Genomic DNA, 20,684 nt, shown 5'->3' on the forward strand with positions numbered 1-20,684 from the left:
CAACACGGCAGATGGGATGTCCAGGGCGGTCAGGACGCCCGCGCAGTCTCAGCCCTTCTGCATCTCCCTGGCGAAGGAGTCGCGAAGGCCGGTGGTGCGGTTGAAGACCGGCGCGCCGGGCTTGCTGTGGCGCGTGTCCGCGCAGAAATAGCCCGTGCGCTCGAACTGGCAGCGCCAGCCCGGCTCGGCCTGGGCAAGCCCGGGCTCCACGTAGCCCCGCACGATTTCGAGCGAATCGAGATTCAGGCCGTCGCCCTCGGCCTCGTCCGACGGCCCCTCGGCCGGGAAGAGGTGGTCGTAGAGCCTGAACTCGGCGGGCGCGGCGTGGCGTGCGGAAAGCCAGTGCAGCGTGCCCTTGACCTTGCGGCCGTCGTCGGACCAGCCGCCCTTGGTGGCCGGGTCGTACTCGCACCTGACCTCCACGACCTCGCCCGAGGCGTCCTTCACCACCTCCACGCAGCGCACGTAGTAGGCGTAGCGCAGCCGGACCTCCTTGCCCGGCGCGAGGCGGAACCACTTCTTGGGCGCGTCCTCCATGAAGTCCGTGCGCTCGATCCACAGGTCGCGGCAAAACGGCAGCTTGCGGCTGCCCTGGGACTCGTCCTCCGGATGGTAGGGGAACTCGAATTCCTCGACCTGGTCCTCGGGGTAGTTCACGATGGTCAGCTTAAGGGGTCTGAGCACGCCCATGACGCGCGGCGCGCGGGCGTTCAAATCCTCGCGCAGGCAGTGTTCGAGCAGCGCGTAGTCCACGACGTTGGCGCTGCGCGCCACGCCGATGCGCTCGCAAAAGTCGCGAATGGACTCGGGCGTGTAGCCCCGGCGGCGAAAGCCCGAGATCGTGGGCATGCGCGGGTCGTCCCAGCCGTCCACCACGCCGGACTCCACGAGCTTGATGAGCTTGCGCTTGGAAAGCGCCACGTGGGTCATGTTCAGCCGCGCGAACTCGTACTGACGCGGATGGTAGAGCCCGAGCGTGTCCAGCACCCAGTCGTAGAGTTCGCGGTTGTTCTCGAACTCCAGGGTGCAGATGGAATGCGTGATGCCCTCGAAGGAGTCCGAGAGGCAGTGCGTGAAGTCGTACATGGGATAGATGCACCAGTTTGTGCCCGTGCGGTGGTGCGCGGCGTGGCGAATGCGGTAGAGCGTGGGGTCGCGCATGACGATGTTGGGGCTGGCCATGTCGATCTTTGCCCTCAGGACGTGCGCGCCGTCCGGGAACTCGCCCGCGCGCATGCGGCGGAAAAGATCGAGGTTTTCCTCCACGCCGCGCTCGCGAAAGGGGCTGTTCCTGCCCGGCTCCTTGAGCGTGCCGCGATACTGCCGGATTTCCTCGGCGGAGAGCGAGTCCACGTAGGCCTTGCCCATCTCGATGAGCTTGACGGCGCACTCGAAGATACGCTCGAAATAGTCCGAGGCGAAGAAGCGGTTGTCCCACGTAAAGCCGAGCCAGCGCACGTCCTCCTGAATGGAATCGACGTACTCCACCTCTTCCTTCAGGGGGTTGGTGTCGTCGAAGCGCAGGTTGCACTTGCCATCGTAGTCGCGCGCCAGCCCGAAGTTCAGACAGATGGACTTGGCGTGGCCGATGTGCAGGTAGCCGTTGGGCTCCGGAGGAAAGCGGGTGTGCACGCGGCCTTCCCACTTGTTGGTCGCGAGATCGTCCTCGACGATGGCCCTGATGAAGTTCTTCGGCGCTGCGGGCTTTTCGGTATCGCTCATATCCTTCCCATGATCCTTTTCGGATGTCGGCCCCGGAGCATGCCCCGAACGCCAGGGCCTTCAATGAAACGGATGCCCCCAAGTGTCAATATTGCCAGGAGCAAAGACGGAAACTTCGCCCGCAACCCCGCGCATGGAAGAACAGCAAGCTCGTTGACAAATCCCTTTCTTCAGGCTGCTCAAAAAGACTCAGATGCAAGGCGCAAGAGAAGTTCAAGGCCGACGCGTATTCAAAATACGCGAGGATTTGAACTTTTCGCGGCAACGCGGCAGACGAGACTTTTTCAGCAGCCTGACAACCTAATTCCCAGTTTTGACAATATCCGTGCCGCGAGGGCTTTACGCCAAGCCACCCTTCGGCTAGTTTTGCCGCACTCGTTTTCCAGCCACCCTGCTACCAGAAAATCAAGGCGGGTCCATGAAATACGTGATCATCGGCAACGGCGTCGCCAGCATCGGGGCCATCGAGGGCATCCGCATGCACGACCGCGAGGGCGAGATCATCGTCCTCAGCGAGGAGGACAAGGCCACCTACGGCCGCCCCCTGATCTCGTACTACCTGGCGGGCAAGGTCAAGGCCGAGGACATGGCTCTTCGCCCCCCCGAATTCTACGAACGCAACAAGATTTCCGTGCGCCTGGGCTCCACCGTGGCTGCGATCGATCCGGTCGCCCAGACCGTGACCACCACAGACGGCGAGGTGATCGCCTACGACCGGCTGCTTCTGGCCACGGGCGGCGTGCCCGGCGCGGCAAGCATCCCCGGCCGCGACGCGCCCGGCGTCTACTCCTTCACCACCTGGGCCGACGCCGACCGCCTGCGCGAAATCACGCCCACGGCGCGACGCTTCGTGGTCATCGGCGCGGGCCTGATCGCGCTCAAGGCCGCCGAGGGGCTGTTGCTGCTCGGCAAGGACGTGACCCTCGTGGTGCGCTCGCGCATCATGCGCGCCTATTTCGACGAAGCCGCCGGCAGCCTGGTCCGCCGCCACCTGGAATCCAAGGGAATGAAGTTCCACCAGGCCGCGCCCGAGGCCGTGGCCCTGGACCGCTCCGGCCGCGCCGTGGCCGTGCGCACGGCCGACGCCGAGCTTCCGGCCGACTGCGTGATCATGGCCACGGGCGTCTCCCCGCGCATAGAGCTTGCCAAGGCCGCGGGCATCGAATGCGGCAAGGGCGTACTGTGCGACGACCGCATGCGGACGAGCGCGAAGAACGTCTTCGCCGCGGGCGACGTGGCCGAGGCCTTGGACATGCAGTCCGGCCGCCGCGCGGTCACGCCCATCTGGCCCAGCGCCTACAACCAGGGCATCAACGCGGGCATCAACATGGCCGGAGCCAACATGCCCTATCCGGGCGGCCTGTCCATGAACTCCATCACCTTCTTCGGCCTGGGCACCATCTCCGTGGGCCTGAGCAACCCGCCCGAGGAGGAGGTTGCCGACGGCATGTACGAGGTCACCGTGGACGCCGATCCGCAGGCCATGACCTATCGGAAGCTGGTCTTCGCCCGTGACCGGCTCGTGGGCTGCATCCTCATCGGTCACGTGGACCGCGCGGGCATCTACACGAGCTTCATCCAGAACAGGCTGCCCGTGACCGCCGACGTGCGGCGCGAGCTTCTGGCCGGCACGGCCTCGCCGCTGTACTGGCCCGACGACGTGTACGCGGAGAAGATGATCCGGCGCGAAGACGCCATCCGAATCTAGAACAAGCCTGCTTTTGAGGCAGGCACGAACGCCGACGAGCCGCAACGGGCCGTCGGCGTTCGTGCGTATGGAGAACGACATGACCACGCGCCACGGATCGAACCTCGCCCCCACGCTCGCCCTGCTCGCGGCCTGCATCCTGTGGGGCAGCTCCTTCATCGCCATGAAGGTGGCGGTGACCAACTTCCATCCGCTTTTCGTCGTCTTCGCGCGCATGAGCATCGCGGCCGTGGCCTTCCTGTTCCTCATGCGCCGGTTCCGGGCCGACTACCGTGCTGGTGATTGGAAACTGATCGCCCTCATGGCGCTTTGCGAGCCGTGCCTGTATTTCGTCTTCGAGGCCTACGCCCTGCAATACACCTCGGCCTCGCAGGCGGGCATGGTCACGGCCATCCTGCCGCTCATGGTCGCGCTGGGCGCGCGCCTCGCCCTTGGCGAACGCACGGCGGGCCGCACCTACGCGGGTTTTTGCCTGTCCATCGTCGGCGTGGTCTGGCTCACAGGCGTGGCCGTGCAGACCGAAAACGCGCCCAACCCCCTGTTGGGCAACTTCCTGGAGTTCGTGGCCATGTGTTGCGCCACGGGCTACATGGTGCTGCTCAGGCACCTTTCCTCGCGCTACAACGCCTGGTTCCTGACCTTCGCCCAGGCGGCCGTGGGCGCGATATTCTTCCTGCCCGCCATGGCCCTGCCGGGCGTGCAACTGCCCCAGGAGCTGCCCCTCGTCCCGGCGCTGTGCATCGTCTATCTCGGCTTGGTCATCAGCATCGGGGCCTACGGGCTGTACAACTTCGGCATGAGCCGCGTACCCGCGGGCCAGGCCTCGGCCTTCGTCAATCTCATCCCGGTCGTCTCGGTGGTCCTGGGCTGCCTGCTCCTCGGCGACACCTTCACAAAGCAGCAGATGCTGGCCGCCGTCGTCGTCTTCGCAGGGGTCTTCCTGAGTCAGCGCAGGATTCCGGCGGCCGCTCCGCCATCTGAAACGGCATGAACGAAAAAGGCCCCCTTTCGGGGGCCTTTCCGGTGACGGTCGCCGTTTAAAGGTTTTCGGGGCTAGCCGCCCAGGAGCTGCATGGCCATCCTCGGCAGGCTGTTGGCCTGCGAGAGCATGGCGACTGCGGCCTGGGAAAGGATCTGCTGACGCACGAACTCGGTCATCTCGGTGGCCACGTCCACGTCGGAGATGCGCGACTCGGAGGCCTGCAGGTTCTCGGCCTGAATCTGGAGGTTGGTGATGGTGTTCTCCAGACGGTTCTGGAGAGCACCCAGGTTGGCGCGGATCTTGTCCTTGGAGATGATGGCATTTTGGATGCCTTCCAGAGCGCGCTGGGCCAAAGCCTGGGTGGACACGGAACGAGCCTGAGCGCCAGACCCAGCACCGATGCCGACGCCGAGCGCCGAGGCCGTGGAGTTGCCGATCTGCACGTAGTAGTAGTCCTCGGCCGAGTCGTTGCCCGCGCCGAAGTGGACCTTGAGCTTACCCGTGGAGTTCAGTCCCTCGCCGTTGTGGGTCTCGGAACTCAGGTTGCCGTTCAGCAGGTAGATGCCGTTGAAGTCCGTGGCGTTGGCAATACGGGTGATTTCCGAGGCCATGGCTTGGAACTCGGAGTCGATGATGAGGCGCTGGTCCGAGTTGTAGGTGCCGGTGGCGGCCTGCTCGGCGAGTTCCTTCATGCGGATCAGCTTTTCGTCGATGACTCCCAGCGCGCCGTCCGCGGTCTGGATCATGGAGATCGCGTCCATGGCGTTGCGCACGCCCTGGTTGATGGACGCGATGTCCGCGCGCATGAGTTCGCGAATCGCCAGACCCGCGGCGTCGTCGGCCGCGCTGTTGATGCGCAGGCCCGAAGACAGCCGGTTCACCGACGTGCCCAGGTTGCTGTAGGCCGTGGTCAGGTTGCGGGCCGCGTTCATGGCCATCAGGTTGTGGTTGATAACGAGCGACATGTTGTTCCTCCTTGAAGTCCTTGCCCTCGGCGTCCTTGCCTCAGGCGGTTCATGATGCTTGGACGACCACCGTCGCTCGCCCTATCGTCCCTTTAGGGGAATCCTTTAGGGGAATAAGACAGATTTTTTCCCGTGTTCCGAAAACGCCGAAACTGGCCGACGACCGGCAAAGACGCCCTCGATCCCCTTGCGTTGTCAACTCCGGGGAATGGACACTCTCTTGCGAAGAGTGTATTGGGGCGGTGAAAATACAACGCGGAGCACACTGCCTGCGGCGTGAACATCGGACATACTGCGAGAACATGGCAAAACCCAATCGCTATCTATTCGGCACAAAGGCCAAACGTTCTCAGGCGAAACGTTTGGCCTTCTTGTTTTGTGTTGCCCTTCTCTGCGCGACGCTCCTCGTTCCCATCCTGAAAGAACGGTTCTCTTTCGAAAGTCATGACGAAGGCCAAGAACCACACGCAACCCTCTCCCAAAGCGGAGAGTCGTGCGAAGCCGAAAACACCGGCCCTGTCATCGACGTCTCCAAGGGAGTTGTCCAGCCAGGGGACACGGTCTCCAACATTCTGGGACAGTATTTCGGCCCCTCGGACATCCACACACTTGTACAAAAGTGCGCCGATGTCTTTCCCCTTTCCCGTATCAATGCGGGGCGGGAATATAGCATCATCTCCGAAGACAATACGTTCCGCAGTTTCGTCTACGACATCGACGCGGAGGAACAGTTGATCATCGAGCACGCCGAGGACGGCTTCGTGGTCAACCGAGTCCCCATCGAATACGAGACCCAGACCGTCACTGTGCGCGGAACCATCTCAGACAGCCTCTTCCAGGCGGTCGAGGGCAGCGGCGAGGGAGCATCCCTTGTTTTTGCCATCGCGGGCATTTACGAATGGGACATCGACTTCACCCGCGACCTCAGACAAGGCGACTCCTTCAGTCTTGTGGTCGAAAAACGCTATCGCGAGGGCGCCTTCGCGGGCTACGGCAAGGTGCTTGCGGCGCGCTTCGACAACCAAGGGACTCCCTTCTACGCGATCCTCTTCGAGGAGTCTGAAGGACGGCCCTCCTATTTCAACCTCGAAGGGCGCTCCATGCGCAAGGCATTCCTCAAGGCTCCGCTCAAATTCACCCGCATTTCCTCGGGCTACAACCTGCGCCGGGTGCACCCCATCCTCAACGAAGTCAGGGCACACCCGGCCATCGACTACGCCGCGCCGACCGGAACGCCGGTGCGCACAATCGGTGACGGCACCGTGACCTACGCGGGATACAACGGAGCGGCCGGCAACATGATCAAGGTCCTGCATCGCAACGGCTATGAAACGTGGTACCTGCATCTACAGGGCTATGCACGCGGCGTGCGCAAGGGAACTCGCGTCTCCCAGGGACAGATCATCGGATACGTGGGCTCCACGGGCCGTTCCACCGGGCCACACCTGGACTTTCGCATGCGCCTCAACGGGAAATACGTTAACCCCATGAACGTGAAGATGCCCCCGGCCGAGAACGTATCCAAGGCCAGGATGGACGCCTTCGAGCGCACCGTGCGCCACCTGCGGCCCCTGCTCGATGCGGAGGAACCGCTGCGCGTCCAGACTCCGGTGCGCCCCCCCGAAAAGGATCCTACCGCTCTGTAGCCGCGCCGCGAATCATGGCGGACGAACCGTCGCGCGGCTGCCACCAGGCAACCGCTCTCGCGGCTTGCCGGACGCCTCTCGCAAAGGGGTGGACAAGTCTACATAATCCATGTATCTCTCTGCACGACTGTAGATGATCCATGCATCGAATGGACCTGCCGCAGGAATTGTGCAAAATGATGAAGAAACGAAACCGTTACATCTTCGCGCAAAAGGCCAGACGCCCCGTGGCGGGGCGTCTGGCCTTCGCTTTTTTCGCCCTGCTGCTCAGCGCAACGCTTATCCTCCCCACACTCACCGAAGAAAGAACGGCTCCCTTGATGGGTGCTCGAAGCGAAGTCGAGAATTGCGATGCCTCGGCCCAGGCGGATATGCTTGCGGAAATCGACGATGAGATCGAGATCGCTGACGCTGCATCCGCAATCGACGTCGTCAAAGGCGTCATCAAACCCGGCGAAACGGTCTCGAATCTTCTCGGTTCCTATTTCGGCCCAGCGGACATCCATGCACTTGTGCAAAAATGCGCCGACGTGTTCCCCCTCTCGCGCATCAATGCCGGACGCGAATACAGCATCATCGCCGAAAACGACTCATTCCGCAGCTTCGTCTACGACATCGACGCTGAAGAACGTCTGGTTGTCGAACTCGATGAGAGCGGCTTCGTTGTCAATCGCGTGCCCATCGAATATGAAACCACGACCGTCACGGTCAGCGGCACGATCAACGACAGCCTCTTCCAGGCGGTCGATGACAGCGGCGAGGGTCCGTCCCTCGTTTTCGCCATAGCGCGCATCTACGAATGGGACATCGACTTCACCCGCGACCTGAGACAAGGCGACTCTTTCAGCCTAGTCGTCGAAAAGCGCTATCGCGAGGGCGCCTTCGCTGGCTATGGCAGGGTGCTCGCGGCGCGCTTCGACAATCAGGGGGATTCCTACTACGCCTTCCTCTTCGAGGAGGCCGAGGGACGGGCCTCCTATTTCAACCTCGAAGGCCGCTCCATGCGCAAGGCTTTCCTGCGTGCGCCGCTCGAATTCACCCGCATCTCGTCGGGCTTCAACCTCAGGCGCATGCACCCCATCCTCAACGAGTTCAGAGCGCATCCAGCCATCGACTACGCCGCTCCCATCGGCACGCCGGTGCGTACCGTCGGCGACGGCACTGTGACCTTCGCCGCCTTCAATGGCGGCTCGGGCAACATGGTCAAGATCCAGCACCGCAACGGCTACGAGACGTGGTATCTGCACCTGAACGGTTTTGCGCGGGGCATCAGGAAAGGGGCACGCGTGAACCAGGGGCAGGTCATCGGCTACGTTGGCACCACAGGCCTCTCGACCGGCCCGCATCTGTGCTTCCGCATGCGACTCAACGGCCAGTACGTAAACCCGCTGAACGTAAAAACGCCTCCTGCGGACAATGTTTCCAAGGAGAACATGAAGGCATTCAAGCGGGTCGTGCAGCAGCTCAGGCCACTGCTCGACATGGACGAGCAGCTTCAGGTCCAGGCTCCAGCCCCACGCGAAGCGCCCACGGCCCTGTAGGGCCAAGTTTGCGGATTCCCAGCGCCTTCCCGAAAAACGCAAAAAGACGCCGGAGGTTTTCAGCCCCCGGCGTCTTTCATTTCGAATTCGGTAGCGAGGCCCCACCAGGAGCTCGCCCGTGGCGTCAGCGCGAAGAATCAGTCAAGCCTGGGGCACCAGGAAAGAAGGTTGAAGGGGGCGTAATCAAGCTTGGGGTCTTCGGCGTAGCGGGTTCCAAGGCCCGAATCGTCCCGTTTGCCCGCGATCTCGTCGTTGGAACCCTTGAAGTAGCTGCAATCGTTGTTGTTGCAGACCAGAATGATGCCCCACCAAGTCTCGGGGGGCGCTTCCCATTCGCACAGCTTGTCGCCGCAATGGGGACAAAAACGTTCGGCATACGTCATATATACGCTCCTTGCTCTGATAAAACCTTGTTGCAGGGTAGTAAGGCTTCATGCCCCGCCGTCAAGACGCCGGAAAAAGAAACCATTCAAAACGGCCGACGGACGTTGCAAAAAAGGGCGCTTGGCTCCATCATGCATTCATGCCACAGGCAACCGAAGTATTCACCATTGTCACGAACGACGGCCGATACGTGACCGTTCCCGTGGAGCCGGGGATTACCGTTGCGCAGGCCATGTTCCTGCACCTTGCGGGGCATGTCAAGCCGATGTGCGGCGGAGCGGGGCTTTGCGGCCGCTGCAAGACGCGTTTTTTGAAAGGAACGCCGCCTTTGGACGATGCCGAACGCAAACTTCTCTCTCCCGAGGACATCGACTCGAGCGACCGCCTTGCCTGCCGCCACGTTGCCGCACCGGGCATGATCGTCGCCCAGGGCGGACCTGCCGCGCCGGTTCCCGCTCCCATGCCAACCGTCGAAGCCGCTGCCCTGGCTGTGGACCTGGGCACCACGAGCCTGCAATGGTCAGCCCTGGCCCTGGATGGTCGCGAACTGGCCTTCGGGTCCGACCTGAACCCCCAAATTGGCGCGGGCAGCGAGATCATGTCACGCCTCGCCCTGGCCCTGGCCGGACATGCCCCTCATCTGCGACGAGTAGTGCACGAACGCCTTTTGGACCTGCTCCGCCTCACAGGCTACCCCGAACTTCTTGTGATGGCGGGCAACCCATCCATGACCAGCCTGCTCCTCGGCCTGCCCGTGGAGGGCTTGGCCCGCGCGCCCTACCACCTGGACTACGCGGGCGGCCGACTGGAGCGACTCGGAGAGGGCCTGCCAGAGGCCTACATCCCGCCGCAGTTCGGCCCCTTCGTCGGCGGGGACGTGGCGGCCGGAGTCGTGCACCTGGAACGGGAGGTCCACCCTGCTCCGCCCTGGCTTCTGGCGGATTTCGGGACCAACGGCGAGTTCGTCCTGGCCCTGCCGGACGGCCGCCTTCTCATGGCCAGCGTTCCCATGGGGCCCGCGCTCGAAGGCGTGGGGCTTTCACACGGCTGCCTGGCCGGTCCCGGCGCGATCACCGGCTTCGATCTGACGCCAGCAGGCCTTTTGCCGCGCATCCTGCCGCCGTGCCCAGAAAACGGCCCGAGCGGCATTTCCGGCACGGGCGCGATCTCGCTCCTCGCCTGCCTGCGCCGGGCAGGAGCGCTTGACGAGGACGGCCGTTTCATGGATGGTCCCTCTCCCCTCGCGGCCCGGGTTCTGACCACGCTCGACCGCACGCGGGGACAACCCGCGCTGGAGCTTTCGGGCGGACTGCGCTTCACGGCCTCGGACGTGGAGGAAGTCTTGAAGGTCAAGGCCGCTTGCAACCATGCCCTGGCCAGCCTTTTCGAGGCCGCCGCATGTACGCCGCGCGGCGTCACAACCGTCCATCTGGCCGGAGCACTAGGCAGCCATGTGCACCCCGAGGATTTGGCCGAACTCGGCTTCCTGCCTCAGACGCTCGCGACGGCATGCCGGGCGGCTGGCAACACCTCGCTTGCCGGAGCCCGCCTTCTGGCCATGGACAGCGCCGCGCGCGACCACGCCCAGTCCCTGCCAGAGCGAGCCACGGTGCTGGACCTGACCGCGCGGTCCGATTTCGGCCGCCACTATCTTGAAAGGATGCGATTCACCTATGTTCCCTGACAATCCCTCGTCCGCGCCCTGCCCTTCGCTCTTTGGACCGCTCACACCGGAGGCGGCCGGGCATCTGGCCGAATACGGGCGCATGCTCAAGCAGGTCATGCCGCTCACCCCGCGCCACGCCCGGACGCTGCACTACGAGGTGCGCGACCTTTCCGCCAGCCTGACCGAGGAGCGCGGCGAGGCCTTCGCCCCGGACTACATGACGCGGCCAGGCCCCCTGGCAGCCTACCTGCACTATTTCCACCCCTGGAACCTGGTGCGCCTGACCCGGCTCTTCGCCAGCCTGCCGCTCGCCCTGCCCGACGACGCCCTGGTGGTGGACCTGGGGGCCGGGCCGCTGACGGTATTGCAGGCCCTGTGGCTGGCGCGGCCCGAGCTTCGCCGCCAGAAACTTCGCTTCGTCTGCCTGGATCGCGCGGGCAAATCCTTGCGCCTGGGACGCGACCTCTTCCGCCTGCTCGACCCAAAGAGTCCGTGGGACATCCGACTCGAAGCCGAACACCTGTTCAAGCTGCCGCGCGCGCGGGCCGACCTGATCACGGCTGCCAACGTTTTGAACGAACTTTCCGGAGGTCCGGGCTCGCGGCGCGAGCCTGATCTTGCCGGACTTGCCGGACGTCTGGCCTCGCATCTCGCGGCCGACGGCTCGCTTCTGCTCGTGGAGCCGGGAACCCGGCTGGCCGCGCGCCGGTTGATCGAACTGCGCGAAACCCTGATCGAGGACGAGGGCTTCGTCATGGCCTCGCCCTGCCCGCACCAGACGCAATGCCCCATGCCGGGCACGGGCCGGAAGGCGTGGTGCCACTTCGGCTTCGACAGCCAGGGCGCGCCCGCCTGGCTCACGCACCTGAGCGAAGCCGCGCGGCTTCCCAAGTCGCGGCTGCATGTCTCGTTCGTCCTGGCCGGGCGTACGCTGCCCCGGCCCGACGAAACGCAGGCTCGCGTGGTCTCCGAGGCCTTCCCCCTGCCCGGCGGCGAGCGCGGACAGTACGCCTGTTCCGTGCGGGGACTGACCCTGCTCATGGGCTGGATGCGCCAGTCCGGTGAACTGGTGAGGCCGGTGTGGCCGGAAGCGGACGTGGTGGACAAGGTCTCCGGGGCGCTTCGCGTGCCCATGCCCGGCCCGGACGGCAAGCCGCATCGCGGTCCGCAGGCACGGCACACGAAGGACGCCGGGGCGAACCGCACGACTTTTGGCAAGGCCCCGGGCGAGAAAAAGCCGCGCGAAGAGCGGCAGCCGCGCGACGAAGCAACGGCCCATGGCGCAAAAGGGCAGGACCGTCCCGCGCGGCCGGGAGCCATGAAAGGAACGTCCAAGGCCCCGGCCAAGCGCGAACCGGGCGGTAAGGCTAAAGCGAAAGCTCCAGGCCCACGGGGCAGTGGTCGGAGCCGTTGACATCGGGCTCGATCCAGGCCCGCTTCACGGCGTCCTTCAATTCCTCGCAGACGAAGAAATAGTCGATGCGCCAGCCCAGGTTCCTGGGTCTGGCCCGCGTGCGATAGTCCCACCACGTATAATGCCCGCCGCTCTGTTCGAAGAGCCGGAAGCTGTCCACGTATCCGGCGTCCACGAACCGATCCACCCAGGCCCGCTCCTCGGGCAGAAATCCGGAAGACTTGGCGTTGCCCACGGGATCGTGCAAATCGATCTCGCGGTGCGCAGTGTTCACGTCGCCGCAAAAGACCACGGGCTTGTCGCGGCGCAGTTCCTGGCAGTAGTCGAGAAACGCCTGGTAATAACCGAGTTTGTAGGCCAATCGCGCGGGCCCCTGGCCGGAATTGGGGAAATAGCAGTTCAGCAGGTGGAATTTCTCGAACTCCACGTGCACGAGCCTGCCCTCCCCCTGCCAAGCCGAGTCCGGCAATTCGAGACGATGGTCAAGGGGTGCTTGACGACAGAAGCATGCGGTTCCAGAGTAGCCCTTCTTCACCGTGGAGGCGCTCCAGATGCCCATGTACCCGTCGGGATTGATGTCCGAGGGGGAAAGCTGCTCCGGCGACGCCTTGGTCTCTTGCAAACAAACGACATCCGCTCCACGCTCGCGAAACCAGTCCCAAAAACCTTTCTGCACCACGGCCCGAAAGCCGTTCACGTTCCAGGAATAGAGAATCATCAGGCACAATCCCGTGGCTAGATATTATCTTCAATGAAATAACCGAGGTCGATTCTCTTGATCACATATGAATCTTCGACAGCAACACCGACGCCATACTCAATCATGTATTCTGCAAGCTTTTGCCCATCAATCAAAACTATTTTCGCTTCTACCGAGTTTGCAAAAGATACTGCTTCTTTTGTAAAAGAAGATGTTGTTATAAAAACACCTTTCTTAGCTTTTTTGCCCAAAAGAGCACCTGCAAATTTTTGAATCTCAGGCCGAGAAACAGAAGATTCCCATTTCTTCGCCTGCACATAAACAACATCAAGACCAAGTCTATCTTCCTTGATTATGCCATCAACTCCTTCGTCATTTGCATATGACGTGACGAGTCCAGCTTCCTTCTTTGATCCACCATATCCCATCGCAATCAATAGATCGACGACAAGTTTTTCAAAAAACATTGGCGAGCATTTCTTTATCGTATCAATGATACTCGCGACAAGCTCATTCCGTATACTCAGAAATCCTTCCTCAATGAGTTCAAGGGGGGTCTTCTCGCTTTGCCCCTCACACGAAGATTGCATATCTCCATTCTTCCCACCCTTTTGAACTCAACAAATTCATCAAATCTACAAAGATATTTGTTCGTCAATCTTTGTACATTCTCTGCCAGAACTTCTTTTCCCCGCTTCGTGATTACATAGTTTCCCCGCGCAGGAGACTCCAATATCCTCGCTTGCTTGAGAAATGCTTTTGCCCACGCAACACGATTCTTGAAGATAGGTTGCCTTCCACTTGGAAGCAACACTCGGAGATCATCCTCGGAAAGAGAAAAGTGTTTGGCCATCTCAGCATATATCTCAGCGTTGGAACGAATTTCTCCATCACCAAGGTACCGAAGAAGCGGCAATGTTATGTCTTGAACACCTGGGAATGCCATACGCCCTCCTTTCACGGTATACATCGACTACACATGGCGTAATTTTATTGCTATCTTATCATTTCGGACTGTTATCAGCGCGTAGCCGCCCTGGCCGAGCATGCCCGGATTGACGATCCGGGTGTCGCCGAGCGTATCCTCGCAGGCCGATTCGTGGATATGGCCAGTCAGGCAGACCGGCGGCCGCCGCCTGAGCAGAAACCCGCGCACCGCCACGCTGCCCACGTGCGTCCCTTTGCCGATCACATCGGCCTTGGTGCCGTGAGGCGGCGTGTGGCAGACCACGATCAGCCGTGAGGGATCGCCCACCTTGACCCACGTCTCCTCAAGCCACTCGCCGAGCACCTCGTCCGGCATCTCCGAGGGCGTGCCAAAAGGCGTGGGTGAGGACCAGCCGACGCCCATCATCCACACGCCGCCAGGCAGTTCCACGGCCTTCCGGTGGATGTTTGCACCGACCTCGTCAAGCCACGCTTCGGCGGCCTTTTTATCCATGTTGCCGATCTGGGCGTAGACGCGGTCATTCAAGGCGCGCGCCGCACCAATGATCGCCTCGGCCTCGGCCTTGCCGCCGTGGTTGGAAAGATCGCCGGAAATGATGACGCCCGCGGCCGTCCGTATCTCGGGGATGCGGGCCATGTTCTCCAGACGACCGTGCACGTCGCCGAATCCAACGTATATCTGCTCGTCCATCGTCCTCTCCATGCGCAAAGGCCCTCGTTCACACGGCAGGCCCTTGGTTTTCCCTTCGGACCCTGATAACGTATACCGGTTGCCATGAAAACCTTCGCCATGGACCATAAGCAGGCCGTACGGGCCGCCATGCTCGCCAGACGCTCGTCGCAACCGGATGCAGAGCGAATGGCGCTTTCCCGGCGCATCCAGAAGCGAATCCTGGCCCTGCCCTCCGTCGCGCAGGCGCGTGAGGTGCTTCTTTACGCCCCGGTGCGCGGCGAGGTGGACACGGACATGCTCCGCGACGCGCTGTGGAAACGTGGGGTGCGAGTACTCCTGCCCCGTTGTCGCCCACACGAGGCAGGCTGCCTGGACCTGCACCGCGTAACCTGCGTAGGCGAGCTCGGGTCGGGGAAATACGGCATCCCGGAGCCGGACCCGGCAGTGTGCGAACTGATCGAGGCAGCCCAGCCAGATGTCGCCATCGTGCCCGGGGTGGCCTTTGACCGCACAGGCGCGCGGCTTGGCATGGGCGGCGGATTCTACGACCGGCTTTTGGCCCGGATGCCCGAGACAGCGGCAATAGCTCCGGCGTTCGGATTTCAGCTTCTCGACGAGGTGCCGAGCGACACCTGGGACAGGCGCATGCATTTCATCGTCACTGAATCGGAAACAATAGAGGTAGCCTCATGAAGAACATCCCCACTCCCTTCGCCATCCCCTTCGCCTTCCCCGGCATCGAAAACGTACGCTGCGCCTTCGGCACCCGTTTCGGCGGCTATTCGTCCAGTCCCTTCGACCTGGCGAACATTTCCATGGAAGTCGGTGATGACCCGGCCAAGGTCGTGGCCAACCGCCAAGCCATGCAACGCGAGCTGGGCTTCGCCCACTGGCAGGAGCTCAGGCAGGTGCACGGCGTAGGCATGGTCTTCGACCCCGAGCCCGGCGACATCGCGAAAGGCCCCATCATCGAGGGCGATGGCCTAGCCTCCGCCATGCCCGGACAGGCGCTGGTCATCAAGTCGGCCGACTGCCAACCCATCTTGCTCGCCCACCGCTCGGGCAAATACGTGGCCGCGCTGCACGTGGGCTGGCGGGGCAACGTGCAAGGCTTCCCCTTGCTCGGCACAAAGGCCTTTTGCGAACGTTATTCCCTGGACCCGGCCGACGTCCTGGCCGTGCGAGGCCCCTCGCTCGGGCCGTCGGCCAGCGAATTCAGCGACTTCGAGCGGGAATTCGGCCCCGACTTCAAAGACCACTATGACCCGGCCACGAAAACCGTGAACCTGTGGTTGCTCACACGCCATCAGTTGCGCGAGGCGGGACTCAAACCCGGCAACATCTTCCAGATCGACTTGTGCACCAACTCCCTGGCCGATACGTTCTTCTCCTACCGCCGCCGGGAAAAGACGGGCCGCCAGGCCAGCCTGATATGGATCAGGGGCTAGCTGTCGAAAAGACCCTGCCTGCCGCATTGCCGGAAGGAAGCAAAAGAAAAGGCCGGGCGCGAAACATCGCGTCCGGCCTCGCTTTTTGCAAACGGTCTGCTACCTGTCACGCGCCTGATAGCGCGACATGTGCTTCTCCAGACGGCGCGACGTAGCCGTGAGCACATAGCAGATGATGAAATAGAGCACGAGGATGGTGAAATAGATCTCCGTAGGCGCGGTCAGCACGCGGTTGCTGATCTGATCCGCCGCGCGCGTCAGTTCGAGCACACCGATGATCGAAGCCAGGGACGTGTCCTTGGTCAGGGAGACGAACTGGTTGACGAAGGAAGGGATCATGTTGCGGAGGGCCTGGGGCAAAATCACGTAGCGCATGGCCTGCACGTGCGACAAACCCGACGAGCGCGCCGCCTCCATCTGCCCTCTGGGCAGGGCGAGCACGCCCGCTCGCACGATCTCGGCCACATACGCCCCGGTAAAAACGATGAAGGCAATGAGCGCGCTCGTCGTCTCGGGCAGAACGTGGCCAAAGGCAACCGGGCCCAGGAAGTAGAACCAGAAAATCAAGAGCAGCAGGGGAACGCCGCGGATGATTTCGATGTAGACGATGGAGGGCAGGCGCACCCACCAGCGCGTGGAGAGACGGCCAAGGCCCATGACCAAGCCGATCCAGAAGGCCCCGAAGATGCCGCCCGCGGCGAGCACGATGGACAGGGCCAGACCGCCAAGGGGACCGTCGGGATAGGCGCCCCAGAGCAGGTACGGGAAGTTGGCGATGACGACGTCGAAGTTCACGCTCAGCCCCCTAGTACCTTATCTGCCTGAGGAAAAGGCGGTTGTACTGGGTGATGACGAAGGACACGATGAGCGAGATCGTCAGGTAGATCAGCGTGGCCACCGTGAATGCTTCGAAGCCCTTGAAGCTGTATGATTCGATCTGGCGCGCCATGTAGGTCAACTCCATGACGCCGATGGTCATGCACAGGGAGGAGTTCTTGATGAGGTTCAGGAACTGCGAGATGAGCGGCGGGATGATGATTCTGAAGGCCTGGGGCAAAATGACGTAGCGCATGGCCTGGATGAAGGACAGGCCGCAGGCCCGCGAGGCCTCAAGCTGTGTCTTGGGAATGGAGAAGATGCCCGAGCGGATTTCCTCGGCGATGAAGGCCGAGGTATAGACGGTGAGGGCGATGACACCGGCCGCGAACTCGAAATCGCGCTGGTACAGCCACTGGTTCACAGCATTTGGCAAAATGGCGTAGGATCCGAAATACCAGAAGAATATCTGCACCAGCAGCGGCGTGTTGCGGAAAAACTCCGTGTAGGCGAGCGCGAACCATTCGAGGGGTTTGAGCCCCGTGAGGCGCATGACCGCGATCAGGGTACCCAAAAGCATCGAAAACACGATGGATACGGCGGAGATGTGCAGCGTCATGATCACGCCGTCCACGATCCAGCCGCCGTACTCGCCGGTCAGGGCGATGCTCCAGTCGAAATTGTAGGCCACGTCGAATCCGTTGTGTCGGTAGGTTCAAACGAAGCGGGGCGCGTCAGACGCGCCCCGCCGAAGCTTGGGGCCTTAGAACGGCCAGACTTCCATTTCCCACTCAAGAGGCAGGTAGTACTTGGTGTCGGGGCCGAACCACTTGTCGTAGTTGGCCTTGTAGTCGCCGGACACCCACATCTCGGCCAGGGAGCGGTTCACGAAGTCGCGCAGCTTGGACTCGTTTTCCACCATGCCGATGCCGTAGGGCTCGGAGGAGAACGCCTCGCCCACGATGGCCCACTGGTCGGGGTTCTCGTCGCTGTTCTTGATGCCAAGCAGGATGGTGGAGTCGGTGGTCACGGCGGAAACCTTGCCCTGTTTCAGGGCCAGGAAGGCCTGCGGGTAGTTCTCGAAGGACAGCACCTGGGCCTGGGGCTGGGCTTCCTTGATGTTCTTCTCGGAGGTGGAGCCCTTGGCGGTGCCCACTTTCTTGCCCGCGAGGTCGGCCACGGAGTTGATGCCCTCACCCTTCTTCACGAGCAGCTTCTGGCCGTCCATGAAGTAGGTGATGGAAAAGTCGATGACGTCGTCGCGCTCGAACTTGTGGGTCATGGTGGCGATGACCAGATCAACGGAGCCCTGGGTGAGCATGGGAATGCGGGTGGCCGAGGTGACCGGCTTGACTTCGGACTTCACGCCCATCTTGTCCGCGATGTAGGAGCAGATGTCGATTTCGAAACCGGCCAACTGCTTGGTCGTTTCGTCAACGAACCCGAAGGGGACCTGGGAATCCTTGACGCCGCAAACAAGCACGCCTTTCTGCTTGATCTGCTCCAGCTTGTTGGCCATGGCCGTGGAGCCAAGGGCCAGGACGCAGCACAGGGCCACGGCCAGGGTAAGGGTGATTCTGCGCATTGAACCGACCTCCTGCGGGTTGATTGTGATGCGGCCGACGGATGTCGGCTACAGGATCTCCTTGAGGAACGCGCGCGTGCGCTCGTGCCGGGGATTTCGGAAGAATTCGTCGGGCGGAGCCTGTTCGATGACCTCGCCGCCGTCCATGAAGACGACGCGGTCGGCCACCTCGCGCGCGAAGCCCATCTCGTGCGTCACGCAGACCATGGTCATGCCGTCGCGCGCCAAGTCCTTCATGACGTTCAGGACTTCGTTGATCATCTCGGGATCGAGCGCCGATGTGGGCTCGTCGAAAAGCATGATCTTGGGCCGCATGGCCAGGGCGCGGGCGATGGCTACGCGCTGCTGCTGCCCGCCGGAAAGCTCGGCCGGATACTTGAGCGCCTGGTCGTGGATGCCCACCCGTTCGAGCAGTTCGAGGGCCGTGCGTTCGGCGTCCTTGCGGGCGACGTCCTTGACCTTGGTGGGAGCGAGCGTGATATTTTTCAGAACCGTCAGATGCGGGTACAGATTGAACTGCTGGAAGACAATGCCGATTTCGCTGCGGAGAGTGTTCAGATTTACACTCTTGTCCTTGATGTTCACACCTTCGATGACTATCTCGCCCTGCTGGTAGTCCTCCAGCCTGTTGATGCAACGGATCAGGGTGGACTTTCCGGAGCCGGAAGGACCGCAGACGACAAGCACCTCTCCCTTTTCCACGGATTCGGTGATGTTCTTCAGAACTTGAAATTCACCGAACCACTTGTTCAGCGATCGTATTTCGATGAGTGCCATGGCGCTCCTTTACGCGGAGAATTGTCCAAGCCCGTGAAAGGGCCCGGAGTACGACAACGGCAAGCCCCCCGCCGTTTCCGAAATGAGCCGAACGGTTGTATCTTTTGTGCCGGAATTGTCAAGCTCGCGTCATGGCGGCGTCGGCCGCCGCACAATTGCCATTTTCCCTGGGTTGAGGTAAGGCGCATGGACGCGCGATCATATTTTCAGGGCGAACACCGTGCGGGCCACAGGCCCGTTCGCCAACAATTCAGCGCCGGAAGGCGGAAAATGTCGAAAAAAACAAAAGGCCAGACGGAAATCACCATCTATCCCGACTGGTGCAAGGGCTGCGGCATCTGCGTGGCCTTCTGCCCCGCCAAGGTACTGGTCCTGACCAAGGACGGCAAGGCCAGGGCGGCCAGACCCGGCGAGTGCATCAACTGCGGATTCTGCGAACGTCACTGCCCCGACTTTGCAATTGTCGTCCGGGGCAAAGGACGCCGCAGGAAGTCTCCGGAATGTTTCGAGAACGGTCTGGAAACAGAAGCCGGCAAGGAGTAGAGGGAGCCCGATGCCGAACCACAAAAAGAAAAACGCCAAGGCTCTCTTCGCACTGGGCAACGAGGCGGTCGTCGAAGGCGCGCTCATCGCCGGGTGCACCTTCTACGCGGGATATCCCATTACCCCATCGTCCGAGATCATGGAGGTCATGGCCGCGCGCCTGCCCCGGATTCCCGACGGGGCGTTCATCCAGATGGAAGACGAGATCGCGAGTCTGGGCGCTGTCATCGGCGCGTCACTGGCCGGAAGAAAGGCCATGACCGCCACTTCGGGCCCCGGCTTCTCGCTCATGCAGGAGAATCTGGGTTTCGCGTGCATGACCGAGGTGCCGCTGGTCATCGTCAACGTCATGCGCGGCGGGCCTTCCACCGGACTGCCCACCTCTCCGGCCCAGGGCGACGTACAGCAGGCACGGTGGGGCACGCACGGCGACCATCCGATCATCGTGCTCTCCGCCTCGGACGTGAAAGAATGCATGGAGATGACCATTCAGGCCTTCAACTTCGCCGAGAAGTACCGCACGCCGGTCATCCTGCTCATCGACGAGATCACCGCCCACACCCGCGAACGTATCGACGTTCCCGGCCCCGAGGCATTCGAGATATTCAACCGTTCCTATCCGAGCGTGCCGCCCGAATGGTACAAACCCTACGAGGACACCATGCGCGGCGTCTCGCCCATGCCCCCCATCGGCTCGGGCTACCGCCACCACGTCACGGGGTTGACCCACGACGTGATGGGGTTCCCCACGCAGCAGCCCGAGGAGATCAAATCGCTCATGGAGCGGTTGTTCCGCAAAATCGACCAATTCTTCCCGGACATAATGCTCGTGGAGGAGTACCGCACCGAGGATGCCGAGATCGGCGTGATCGCCTACGGCTCCGTCGCTCGCTCGGCGCATCTGGCCATCGACATGGCCCGCGAGCAGGGCTACAAGGCTGGGTTGCTCAAGCTGAAGACCCTCTTCCCCTTCCCGAAGACTTACGTGGACAAGTTGGCGCACCGCTGTTCGCGGATCATCGTGCCCGAGATGAACATGGGCCAGATGTCGCGGGAGGTGAAGCGCGTAGCCTCCAAGACAACCTCGGTGCGGACCATCAACCGCATCGACGGCCAGATCATCACCCCGTCGCAAATCTACAAGTCCATAAGCCAGGGGTAGCTGT

22 protein-coding genes are annotated in these 20,684 nt (G+C 62.2%); 10 read left to right on the forward strand and 12 right to left on the reverse strand.

The features are described 5' to 3' along the window. Positions 1-48: 48 nt before the first annotated feature. Positions 49-1,722, reverse strand: a complete 1,674-nt coding sequence (locus DSAT_RS11505) for a glutamine--tRNA ligase/YqeY domain fusion protein (RefSeq protein ID WP_020887692.1) — start codon at positions 1,720-1,722, stop codon at positions 49-51. A 418-nt stretch (positions 1,723-2,140) separates the two neighbouring features. Here DSAT_RS11505 and DSAT_RS11510 point away from each other — a divergent pair, with 418 nt between their 5' ends. Together DSAT_RS11510 and DSAT_RS11515 are read left to right on the forward strand one after the other, a co-directional pair. Beyond that, on the forward strand, positions 2,141-3,430 hold the full coding sequence (locus DSAT_RS11510) for an NAD(P)/FAD-dependent oxidoreductase (RefSeq protein WP_020887693.1): 1,290 nt from the start codon (positions 2,141-2,143) through the stop codon (positions 3,428-3,430). 79 nt (positions 3,431-3,509) lie between these two features. Beyond that, positions 3,510-4,421 carry a DMT family transporter gene (locus tag DSAT_RS11515; RefSeq protein WP_020887694.1) on the forward strand — a complete coding sequence of 304 codons (912 nt, stop codon included), beginning with the start codon at positions 3,510-3,512 and terminating at the stop codon, positions 4,419-4,421. Between the two features lie 62 nt (positions 4,422-4,483). Here DSAT_RS11515 and DSAT_RS11520 read toward each other — a convergent pair whose 3' ends face one another. Together DSAT_RS11520 and DSAT_RS15795 are read right to left on the reverse strand one after the other, a co-directional pair. After that, the gene (locus DSAT_RS11520) at positions 4,484-5,377 is read right to left on the reverse strand and encodes a flagellin N-terminal helical domain-containing protein (RefSeq protein ID WP_020887695.1); all 894 of its coding nucleotides are present in this window, start codon (positions 5,375-5,377) and stop codon (positions 4,484-4,486) included. Between the two features lie 323 nt (positions 5,378-5,700). Next, positions 5,701-6,123 carry a hypothetical protein gene (locus tag DSAT_RS15795; RefSeq protein ID WP_235695956.1) on the reverse strand — a complete coding sequence of 141 codons (423 nt, stop codon included), beginning with the start codon at positions 6,121-6,123 and terminating at the stop codon, positions 5,701-5,703. Here DSAT_RS15795 and DSAT_RS11525 point away from each other — a divergent pair. Continuing rightward, on the forward strand, positions 6,109-7,023 hold the full coding sequence (locus DSAT_RS11525) for a peptidoglycan DD-metalloendopeptidase family protein (protein WP_235695957.1): 915 nt from the start codon (positions 6,109-6,111) through the stop codon (positions 7,021-7,023). The two genes, DSAT_RS15795 and DSAT_RS11525, sit on opposite strands and share 15 nt — an antisense overlap. A 176-nt stretch (positions 7,024-7,199) precedes the next feature. Further along, positions 7,200-8,564, forward strand: a complete 1,365-nt coding sequence (locus DSAT_RS11530; protein WP_020887697.1) for a M23 family metallopeptidase — start codon at positions 7,200-7,202, stop codon at positions 8,562-8,564. 137 nt (positions 8,565-8,701) lie between these two features. Here DSAT_RS11530 and DSAT_RS11535 read toward each other — a convergent pair whose 3' ends face one another. Continuing rightward, on the reverse strand, positions 8,702-8,947 hold the full coding sequence (locus DSAT_RS11535; protein ID WP_020887698.1) for a hypothetical protein: 246 nt from the start codon (positions 8,945-8,947) through the stop codon (positions 8,702-8,704). 140 nt (positions 8,948-9,087) lie between these two features. Between DSAT_RS11535 and DSAT_RS11540 the strand changes: the two genes are divergently transcribed. Continuing rightward, a complete protein-coding gene (locus DSAT_RS11540; RefSeq protein WP_020887699.1) occupies positions 9,088-10,632 on the forward strand; it encodes an ASKHA domain-containing protein in 1,545 nt (514 codons plus the stop codon). After that, entirely contained in the window at positions 10,622-12,028 is a 1,407-nt protein-coding gene (locus tag DSAT_RS11545) for a small ribosomal subunit Rsm22 family protein (protein ID WP_020887700.1), read from the forward strand. The genes DSAT_RS11540 and DSAT_RS11545 overlap by 11 nt, the downstream gene beginning before the upstream one ends. On the opposite strand, the gene DSAT_RS11550 is transcribed toward DSAT_RS11545, so the two are convergent. Genes DSAT_RS11550 through DSAT_RS11560 form a run of 4 tightly spaced genes read right to left on the reverse strand, consistent with a single transcriptional unit; the run spans position 11,982 to position 14,367 of the window. Then, positions 11,982-12,746, reverse strand: a complete 765-nt coding sequence (locus tag DSAT_RS11550) for an exodeoxyribonuclease III (protein ID WP_020887701.1) — start codon at positions 12,744-12,746, stop codon at positions 11,982-11,984. The genes DSAT_RS11545 and DSAT_RS11550 overlap by 47 nt on opposite strands. Positions 12,747-12,763: 17 nt before the next feature. Then, positions 12,764-13,318: a restriction endonuclease gene (locus DSAT_RS15700; protein WP_268870180.1), complete on the reverse strand. Its 555-nt coding sequence runs from the start codon at positions 13,316-13,318 to the stop codon at positions 12,764-12,766. Then, positions 13,252-13,674 (reverse strand): winged helix-turn-helix domain-containing protein, encoded by a 423-nt coding sequence (locus tag DSAT_RS15705; RefSeq protein WP_201764141.1) that lies wholly within the window; start codon positions 13,672-13,674, stop codon positions 13,252-13,254. Before DSAT_RS15705 ends, DSAT_RS15700 begins: the two co-directional genes overlap by 67 nt. A gap of 27 nt (positions 13,675-13,701) precedes the next feature. Continuing rightward, positions 13,702-14,367 carry a metallophosphoesterase gene (locus DSAT_RS11560; RefSeq protein ID WP_020887702.1) on the reverse strand — a complete coding sequence of 222 codons (666 nt, stop codon included), beginning with the start codon at positions 14,365-14,367 and terminating at the stop codon, positions 13,702-13,704. 99 nt (positions 14,368-14,466) lie between these two features. Here DSAT_RS11560 and DSAT_RS11565 point away from each other — a divergent pair, with 99 nt between their 5' ends. Then, complete coding sequence (locus DSAT_RS11565) at positions 14,467-15,042, forward strand: 5-formyltetrahydrofolate cyclo-ligase (RefSeq protein WP_052167405.1); 576 nt, start codon at positions 14,467-14,469, stop codon at positions 15,040-15,042. Next, positions 15,039-15,797, forward strand: a complete 759-nt coding sequence (locus tag DSAT_RS11570; protein ID WP_020887704.1) for a purine nucleoside phosphorylase YfiH/LACC1 family protein — start codon at positions 15,039-15,041, stop codon at positions 15,795-15,797. The genes DSAT_RS11565 and DSAT_RS11570 overlap by 4 nt, the downstream gene beginning before the upstream one ends. A gap of 99 nt (positions 15,798-15,896) precedes the next feature. Here DSAT_RS11570 and DSAT_RS11575 read toward each other — a convergent pair whose 3' ends face one another. The 4 genes from DSAT_RS11575 to DSAT_RS11590 form a co-directional block, all read right to left on the reverse strand. Next, complete coding sequence (locus DSAT_RS11575) at positions 15,897-16,592, reverse strand: amino acid ABC transporter permease (protein WP_020887705.1); 696 nt, start codon at positions 16,590-16,592, stop codon at positions 15,897-15,899. A gap of 10 nt (positions 16,593-16,602) precedes the next feature. After that, positions 16,603-17,304, reverse strand: coding sequence for an amino acid ABC transporter permease (locus DSAT_RS11580; protein ID WP_020887706.1), 702 nt, complete (start codon positions 17,302-17,304; stop codon positions 16,603-16,605). A gap of 72 nt (positions 17,305-17,376) precedes the next feature. Then, the gene (locus tag DSAT_RS11585; RefSeq protein ID WP_020887707.1) at positions 17,377-18,198 is read right to left on the reverse strand and encodes an ABC transporter substrate-binding protein; all 822 of its coding nucleotides are present in this window, start codon (positions 18,196-18,198) and stop codon (positions 17,377-17,379) included. Positions 18,199-18,246: 48 nt separating this feature from the next. After that, complete coding sequence (locus tag DSAT_RS11590; protein ID WP_020887708.1) at positions 18,247-18,975, reverse strand: amino acid ABC transporter ATP-binding protein; 729 nt, start codon at positions 18,973-18,975, stop codon at positions 18,247-18,249. Positions 18,976-19,245: 270 nt separating this feature from the next. Here DSAT_RS11590 and DSAT_RS11595 point away from each other — a divergent pair, with 270 nt between their 5' ends. Next, on the forward strand, positions 19,246-19,518 hold the full coding sequence (locus DSAT_RS11595) for a 4Fe-4S dicluster domain-containing protein (RefSeq protein WP_020887709.1): 273 nt from the start codon (positions 19,246-19,248) through the stop codon (positions 19,516-19,518). 10 nt (positions 19,519-19,528) lie between these two features. Further along, positions 19,529-20,680, forward strand: coding sequence for a 2-oxoacid:acceptor oxidoreductase subunit alpha (locus tag DSAT_RS11600; RefSeq protein ID WP_020887710.1), 1,152 nt, complete (start codon positions 19,529-19,531; stop codon positions 20,678-20,680). Positions 20,681-20,684 lie beyond the last annotated feature (4 nt).

Source organism: Alkalidesulfovibrio alkalitolerans DSM 16529 (genome assembly GCF_000422245.1).
Lineage (GTDB): Bacteria > Desulfobacterota > Desulfovibrionia > Desulfovibrionales > Desulfovibrionaceae > Alkalidesulfovibrio > Alkalidesulfovibrio alkalitolerans.